This is a genomic window from Desulfamplus magnetovallimortis (assembly GCF_900170035.1).
GTDB lineage: Bacteria > Desulfobacterota > Desulfobacteria > Desulfobacterales > Desulfobacteraceae > Desulfamplus > Desulfamplus magnetovallimortis.
Genome location: NZ_LT828540.1, coordinates 1,002,436 through 1,009,183, shown reverse-complemented (window position 1 = coordinate 1,009,183; position 6,748 = coordinate 1,002,436). Strand labels below are relative to the sequence as shown.

Here is a 6,748-nt window from a genome sequence, read left to right as displayed (position 1 = left end):
TTTGAAGATGAACTTGGGGACTCAGAACGACGCTTGACACTGTTCAACATGCTTTTGCATGGTCTTCCCATCTTTAATGCCAGCATTAAAAATCAGTATGATTGGTTCAGCAACAAAAGTGATGAAACCGCTCCCCAGACAGTGGATGCCATTATTGTCAAGGGACTTGACAGCGCCCTTGCAGCCCTTGGAGAAAAACCCTGGGGTACGGACAAGCGGGGGAAAATCTCCTACAGCCACGAAATGCTTGGCACTCTGCACCAGATTCCAACTTCATCGCGCTCCACCTATGGCCATTGTGTAGAAATGGGGAGTTCAGGCCCTGTTCGTATAGAGAGCATGCTGCCCCTTGGAGAGTCCGGTAATATATTGATGGGAGCAGATGGCTCTCCTGTATTTGATGCCAATTTTTTCAGTATGTCGGATGTTTATGATGGATTTGAGCACAGGTCATTTCCTTTGAACAAGCAGTGAAACAAGCTTAGGAATGGGATTTAAATAACGTGCCCATTCACCTCACCCTAAAAAAATATCCATTACCTGGTTCCGAAATTTTTTCCCTGAATGTGTTGGGGGAGAGACTTGGGCGTTTATTTTATCCTGAGTCCTTTAATATGACTGAGTAAGTAGCTGTTTTTAAATGACTTTCATCTCTTCGATTGTGGCTGTGAGCAGCCATGTACGTTATACAGGTCAGATTTTCCCATGAAATTAGATGTTAAGATAGGTGATATTAAACTTGCAAACCCTGTTATGACGGCGTCCGGGACATTTGGCTATGCTGCTGAGTACAAGGAGCTTTTAAACTTTGACCGGATTGGCGGCATTATTGTCAAAGGGCTTTCCCTGGAACCCTCGACGGGAAACCCTTTACCAAGGGTGGTTGAGACCCCTTGCGGACTTTTGAATGCAGTAGGTCTTGAAAACGTAGGACTTAAAGCATTTATACGGGATAAGCTCCCTTTTCTTCAAACTCTTAAATCTCCTGTGTTTGTAAATATATATGGGAAAAAAGTCGAAGAGTATGGAGAACTTGCATCTGCCATCAACTCTTTAGATGGCATTGCTGGAGTTGAAGTCAATATCTCATGCCCTAATGTATCAGCAGGAGGTGCAGCCTTCGGGGTTGATCCAGATGCTGCAAGTTTGGTGGTTGATCAGGTTCGTAAATGCACCTCAAAGCATGTTATGGTGAAACTTTCTCCCAATGTCACTGATATTGTAAGGATTGCCCAGGCTGTGGAAGATGCCGGAGCAGATTCAGTGTCACTTATTAACACCCTTACAGGTCTTGCCATTGACAGCGAAACCTTTTCTCCCATGCTTGCCAATGTAACAGGAGGACTTTCAGGTCCTGCAATTAAACCTGTGGCACTCAGAATGGTTTGGCAGGTTGCAAGTAATGTCAAAATTCCTGTTATAGGTATAGGAGGTATTGCTACAGCAACAGATGCAATTGAATTTATCATTGCAGGTGCAACTGCTGTCCAGGTAGGAACAGCAATGCTTGTGGATCCTGATTGCCATGGCAGAATAGTTTCTGGTTTGCGTGCATTTTTGAAAAGAAAGAAATTTGAATCCATTAATGATATAAGGGGTAGGTTAATAGTATAGGAATTTCCGTTTTATTAGCTGTGAAACCAATATGTTCATAGTATAGGAATTTCCATTTTATCTCGTGCAAAAGCAAGAGGTTATGGAAATTCCCCTTAAGGGCGTTAACTTCAAGACAACTTTTTGAGAAAGGAGTTTTTTTTATTATGTTTACAAAAGAAAATACCGTATTGATCCTGATAGATATTCAAGGAAAACTTGCTCAACTTATGTATAAAAAAGATGATCTATTCAATGCCCTTCAGACACTTATTCGGGGTATGAAGATTCTTGACATTCCTGTGCTATGGGTGGAGCAGATTCCGGACAAGCTTGGAAATACAATTCCTGAAGTTGCAGATCTTATGAAAGAGCTTATGCCTGAAGTATCTCCAATTGCAAAAAAAACCTTCAGTTGCTGTGCAAATGAAGAGTTTATGAAAAAATTTAAAGATGTTAACAGAAAACAGGTGCTTGTTGCAGGTATAGAAACCCATATCTGTCTTTATCAGACTGCGGTGGATCTCCTTGGTGCAGGATTTGAAGTGCAGGTTGTGGCTGATTGTGTATCTTCACGGACAAAAGGAAATAAAAAACTTGGCATCAAACGAATTGTTCAGGCTGGCGGTGCTGCAACAAGTACAGAGATGATTATTTTTGAATTGATGAAAGCAGCAGAAGGGGATGCATTCAGGCAGATGGTAAAAGTTATCAAATAGTTACCGGCATTTTTCATATATCATACAAAAGTATTTTACCGTGAAAATGGATACATATTTCCATATTCGGGGGTGGCTGGATGACACCCATGACCGTTTACCGTGAAAATGACTATCATTTTTATATTTAGGTATGATTGTTTTGTAATCAATCATACCTGATTACATGTTTATTGAGTGTCAAATGGACTCTGCCTCGGCAACATCCTGTGCGGGTTCTTTCATGTGAAACTCTGGTGATGATACATGGATAAGATAATGCTCTGTGGGAAGCAGTTCAAGGAATGGTGTGTCTCCAAGCCATTTTCTGAACTGCTGCCACCGGGCAACTTCAATAGCTCCGCGTGGGGTCCTCAAAGAGCCGTCCCAAGCTATTTCTCTGAATTTGAGCCTATAACTTTTGACCACTTTTTTGTTACTGTAAATCAAGGGCATGGCCTCGTCAATATGCATAGCAAAGCGATCGGCATTTCGTGCAAAATAGGTTTTTTCAAATAGGACAAAAGCGCTGGCAGTCAATCCCCCGAAACTGTTGTACGTCCGTGATAAAAAATCCATGGTCAGCTCCAGGTCAGCTTCTGTTGATGTTGGCAGGCCAAAAATCATAAGCCCAAGGTTTGAGATCCCGACTGAAGCTGAATTGTGTATTACGGTATCCATATCTCCAACGCAGGTGCCTTTATTGATGAGATCCAGAAGTCTCTGAGAGCCGGTTTCGACTCCCCAGCCGATCCAGCGGCAACCTGCGGCCGACCAAAGTGCAAGCCTTGCCTTTGTACAATCGGCAGTGGGCTTGCCAAGGATATGGAAATTAACAAAAAGCCCCTGTGCCATTATTTCCTGGCATATCCCATCCATATCTTTGGGTAAAATATACTCATCGGCAAAATAAAAATGATGTACGCCAAGCCTCCTTGTGTAATCCGCCATCTCAGCAACAAAGTCACGGATATCTTTTTTGCGGTACCCGCTAAATGAAAAGTTGTGTGCGCAGAACCGGCATCGTCGCCAGGCGCATCCCCGTGAAAAGAGAACAGGGAGTACCGGAACAGGATTGAAATAAGCGTAAAGAGGTAATTTTGAAAAATCAGGAGCCGGAATCTGTTTCAATGAAAGAGTTTGGGCTTTTATGTTGGAACGGACTGTATTACCTTCCCTGTAGATCAGACCGGGTATTGCACCATGTGGCCTGTTGAGGCAGAGTGCGGCTGCAGCTTCCTCTCCTTCACCGCAAACCACGGCATCAATTTCTGGAATCGCCTCAAGCAGCTCTGTTGCTGGCATAGCTGACATCATAGCCCCGCCTAAAACAATCCTTACCCCATCAATACCTTTAACTCCAAGTGTATTTTTTACTGCTCGGGCAAGTGCGGCAGCAAAAGGGAGTTGTTCCGGAAAAAGCACCGATATCCCGATAAGTCCGGGTTCAAATCCGAGAATCTGTTCGATCTGGGTGTCAAGTATGGAGAGAAACTCACCGCTTGCTTCACCCGTTGCAAGGTACAAATTGGCCTGTTCCCCCAAAAGGGTCATTTTGCGCCGCAGTCTGTCCCATACTTTTTTATAATAACTGGTTTGCACTGGGTCCAGGAATTGCCCGGTTTTCCCTCTGGTAAAGGCAATAAGATCTGATCCTTCAGGTTCACTTGATGCCAAACGAAGCCAGAGTGCAATGTTTAAATCTATTAGATGTACCTCGGCATCAGGCACATGGGACTCAATATAGGGGGCAAGAGATGCAATACCAAGCGGGATATATGTGGCACCTGCTTTTGGTGGAAAAACAAAGGCGGCACGCATTGGGTCAAACTCCTTGAAATAAAAATGAAAAAGCTCTGCTCCTCACAATTCAAAGGGCAGAGACTATTAACACCTTTCTTTAATGATTTCAAGGATTAAATTATAGCCACTCAGAAGGTATGGTATGGTAAATTGGGTAAGGTGTTGTGATGCTTTAGATGACAGGGATTATGCTGCAATATTGATGTTCTTTCTTGTCTGTTCTTCCATAGGTATGTTATCAGTTCTGGAGTAACTGTCAGATGCCTGTTTAATGCTACCAAAGGCCTGCTGTTCATTTCCTGATGTTCTCTCCTTTACCTGCTGAATCATAAGCTCGGAAAGTGCTTTTGCAGCAAGGGCAGATGCCCTTGATGCAACCTTTCTGTCCTGACTGGACGGTGATGCAGGCGCAAGTGCTGCCTGCTGTATCTGTCGCATTTTTTCTGCTGTTGCCTTGGGATCTCCCGGAATGGGTGAGCTGTCTATGGAAACTTCCCCTGCAACAGCATAGTTGTTGCCGTCAGGTCCTTTTCTGTACTCCAGCTTTGCCCCCGAAGTTACATATTGACCACCTGCTGCTATATGAGCCATCTCATGTGCCCTTACTTCTGTGTCTGCATTTTTTAGCTCTTCAAGTAATTTAAGCTCTTGATCTGTAAGGGCTGTGGGCGTATTATCACTCTTCTCCACACTGGAGGAAGACTCTGCTGCATTTTCACCGTAGGATGAGGAGGTATCAATGGAGCTTCTGTTTTGCCCTGTACTTTCTGCTCCGTTATCAGAGATATAGTGGCCTTGATTTACGTAAGATGCTTGGTTGGAAACGGTTCCCTTTATGCTGAAAGGATAATTAATCGGAGATTTGATCCCCCCATGAAAAGGAGAATATTGATTGCTGCCGGAAGCACTGTTGTTTCCATAAATAGCACTGTTGCCGGAAGTCCCATTGTCACCGGAAACACTATTACCATAGGCAGCAGTGTTACTACCTGTAATAGAGACAATATATGCCTGATTAAGGGAGGGGGTGATTTTGGAAATCTGCTTCAGTTCAGATGCAGGAAAGGAATTTGAAACCGGTGATGGATTGTATGCTCTGGAGAGTCTTGAAGGTGCTGTCTCTGAGGTCTGATTGGCGGCAAGGGGGTAGTAGGTCTTATAAGCGCCTGCGTTAGACTGGTATGGTGAATTGATTGAATTCATCACTGCACCTCAATATCCCCTTATAATTACGATTCGACTTATATAATAATAATCTTTACATGCTTTTGCAAGTATTAACCTTAATAGTATAGTAAAAATTCCGGAAAGTTAGATTGTTATGTTAATAAATTCAAATATTTAAGGCTTGAATTTTTTTGAAATGGGCTTTTTTAAAAGAGCATCAATTTAAATTTTGAACCAATTTATATTTTAACGTGAAAATGACTATCATTTTTATACTTGGGGGTTATTGATACGTAATCAATCATGCCTGTTTATTTACAAAAAGGAGTTTAACAAGTATGGATTTTTGGCAGGAGCACTCACTGGAGTATCTTGAGATGGCATTGAAAATGGATTTTCGCGGGCGTCTTGATAAGCCGGATGGGTATGGGAAAAGGGTTGGTGAATGTGGAGATACAGTTGAATTTTTTATTGTCATAGATGATAAAGCAGAGGAAATTGACAGGAAAATAGTTAAGATATGTTATGACATTGATGGATGCAAGAATACAAATGCCTGTGCAAATACAGTTGTAAGGATGGCAGAAAACCTTACTGTTGCTGAGGCATGGGAATCTATTACCCCTGAGGCTGTAGTTTCCTATCTTAAAACATTGCCTTCGGATGAGAACCATTGTGCTGAACTGGCAGTAGGTGCTTTTTATCTTGCATTGAAGGGGCTTTATAAAAAATAGTGTAAAAAAGGTTTACTCAAGGTGACTCATGCAAAAAGGTTTACTCAAGGTGACTCATGCAAAAAGGTTTACTCAAGGTGGCTCATGCAAAAAGGTTTACTTAAGGTGGCTCATGCTTTTTTGTTCAACTTATTGTATGCTTCCCTGATTTCAATGAACCTTTGATTAGCAAGCTCCTGAAGATCTTTTCCAAGATGGGCAACCCTGTCAGGATGGTACTCTTTAACAGCTTTTCTGTAAGCTGCAACAATTTCATCTCTGCTTGCTCCTGCACTGACTCCCAGCACATCATATGGTGAACGGATTTTTGCAGCCTTTTCTCTCTCATTATGGTCGTTGTTTCTGTGAGAGCCATTATTTTGATATTCTGTGTTTCCAGTGCCTGGCCTATCTTCGTTTCGTGTATAGTTATGCTGGGTTGTTCTGTCAGATTGATGATTATCATTTCGGGCATTTTTATTTTCAGTTTTTGCGTTGTTGTAGCTGAAATTACTCTTTCCTGAAAAAGAGTTTTCAGAAAAATTATAACCAGATTTTTTTTGAAAATCTGAATATTTGGCATTTTGTTTTTTGTAAAAAAAATTGGGAAGCCTTCCATTCTTAATGTAATAAAATATAAGTCCGACTATCATGGCATCATCAAGCCATCCAAGGTAGGGGAGCAGCAGATCCGGTATCAGATCAACAGGGCTTATGAAATATGCTGCTCCAATCAGCCCTAAAAGTATTTTATAGTAGTTGCTCATATCTTTT

Annotated in this window: 6 protein-coding genes and 1 pseudogene; 4 read left to right on the top strand and 3 right to left on the bottom strand. The window is 42.1% G+C overall.

The window, feature by feature from the left end; genetic code table 11:
- The 3 genes and pseudogenes from MTBBW1_RS03975 to MTBBW1_RS03965 all read left to right on the top strand — a co-directional run.
- A pseudogene (locus MTBBW1_RS03975) lies at positions 1-474 on the top strand (penicillin acylase family protein); the annotation flags it as partial.
- Positions 475-705: 231 nt separating this feature from the next.
- The gene (locus MTBBW1_RS03970) at positions 706-1,614 is read left to right on the top strand and encodes a dihydroorotate dehydrogenase (protein ID WP_080799429.1); all 909 of its coding nucleotides are present in this window, start codon (positions 706-708) and stop codon (positions 1,612-1,614) included.
- 146 nt (positions 1,615-1,760) lie between these two features.
- On the top strand, positions 1,761-2,312 hold the full coding sequence (locus MTBBW1_RS03965; protein WP_080799426.1) for a hydrolase: 552 nt from the start codon (positions 1,761-1,763) through the stop codon (positions 2,310-2,312).
- A 180-nt stretch (positions 2,313-2,492) separates the two neighbouring features.
- On the opposite strand, the gene MTBBW1_RS03960 is transcribed toward MTBBW1_RS03965, so the two are convergent.
- Positions 2,493-4,112: a B12-binding domain-containing radical SAM protein gene (locus tag MTBBW1_RS03960; protein WP_080799424.1), complete on the bottom strand. Its 1,620-nt coding sequence runs from the start codon at positions 4,110-4,112 to the stop codon at positions 2,493-2,495.
- A gap of 168 nt (positions 4,113-4,280) precedes the next feature.
- A complete protein-coding gene (locus MTBBW1_RS03955) occupies positions 4,281-5,297 on the bottom strand; it encodes a putative metalloprotease CJM1_0395 family protein (RefSeq protein ID WP_080799412.1) in 1,017 nt (338 codons plus the stop codon).
- A gap of 302 nt (positions 5,298-5,599) precedes the next feature.
- On the opposite strand from MTBBW1_RS03955, the gene MTBBW1_RS03950 reads away from it, so the two are divergent.
- Positions 5,600-5,995 (top strand): iron-sulfur cluster assembly scaffold protein, encoded by a 396-nt coding sequence (locus MTBBW1_RS03950; protein ID WP_080799411.1) that lies wholly within the window; start codon positions 5,600-5,602, stop codon positions 5,993-5,995.
- 110 nt (positions 5,996-6,105) lie between these two features.
- On the opposite strand, the gene MTBBW1_RS03945 is transcribed toward MTBBW1_RS03950, so the two are convergent.
- Positions 6,106-6,748, bottom strand: a 643-nt coding sequence (locus tag MTBBW1_RS03945) for a DnaJ domain-containing protein (RefSeq protein WP_222423974.1), incomplete at its 5' end; no start/stop codon positions are given.

Excerpts from the sequence above, each read along its gene's own strand:
- MTBBW1_RS03970 (WP_080799429.1), top strand. The coding sequence starts at position 706 with ATGAAATTAGATGTTAAGATAGGTGATATTAAACTTGCAAACCCTGTT.
- MTBBW1_RS03965 (WP_080799426.1), top strand. The coding sequence starts at position 1,761 with ATGTTTACAAAAGAAAATACCGTATTGATCCTGATAGATATTCAAGGA.
- MTBBW1_RS03960 (WP_080799424.1), bottom strand. The coding sequence starts at position 4,112 with ATGCGTGCCGCCTTTGTTTTTCCACCAAAAGCAGGTGCCACATATATC.
- MTBBW1_RS03955 (WP_080799412.1), bottom strand. The coding sequence starts at position 5,297 with ATGAATTCAATCAATTCACCATACCAGTCTAACGCAGGCGCTTATAAG.
- MTBBW1_RS03950 (WP_080799411.1), top strand. The coding sequence starts at position 5,600 with ATGGATTTTTGGCAGGAGCACTCACTGGAGTATCTTGAGATGGCATTG.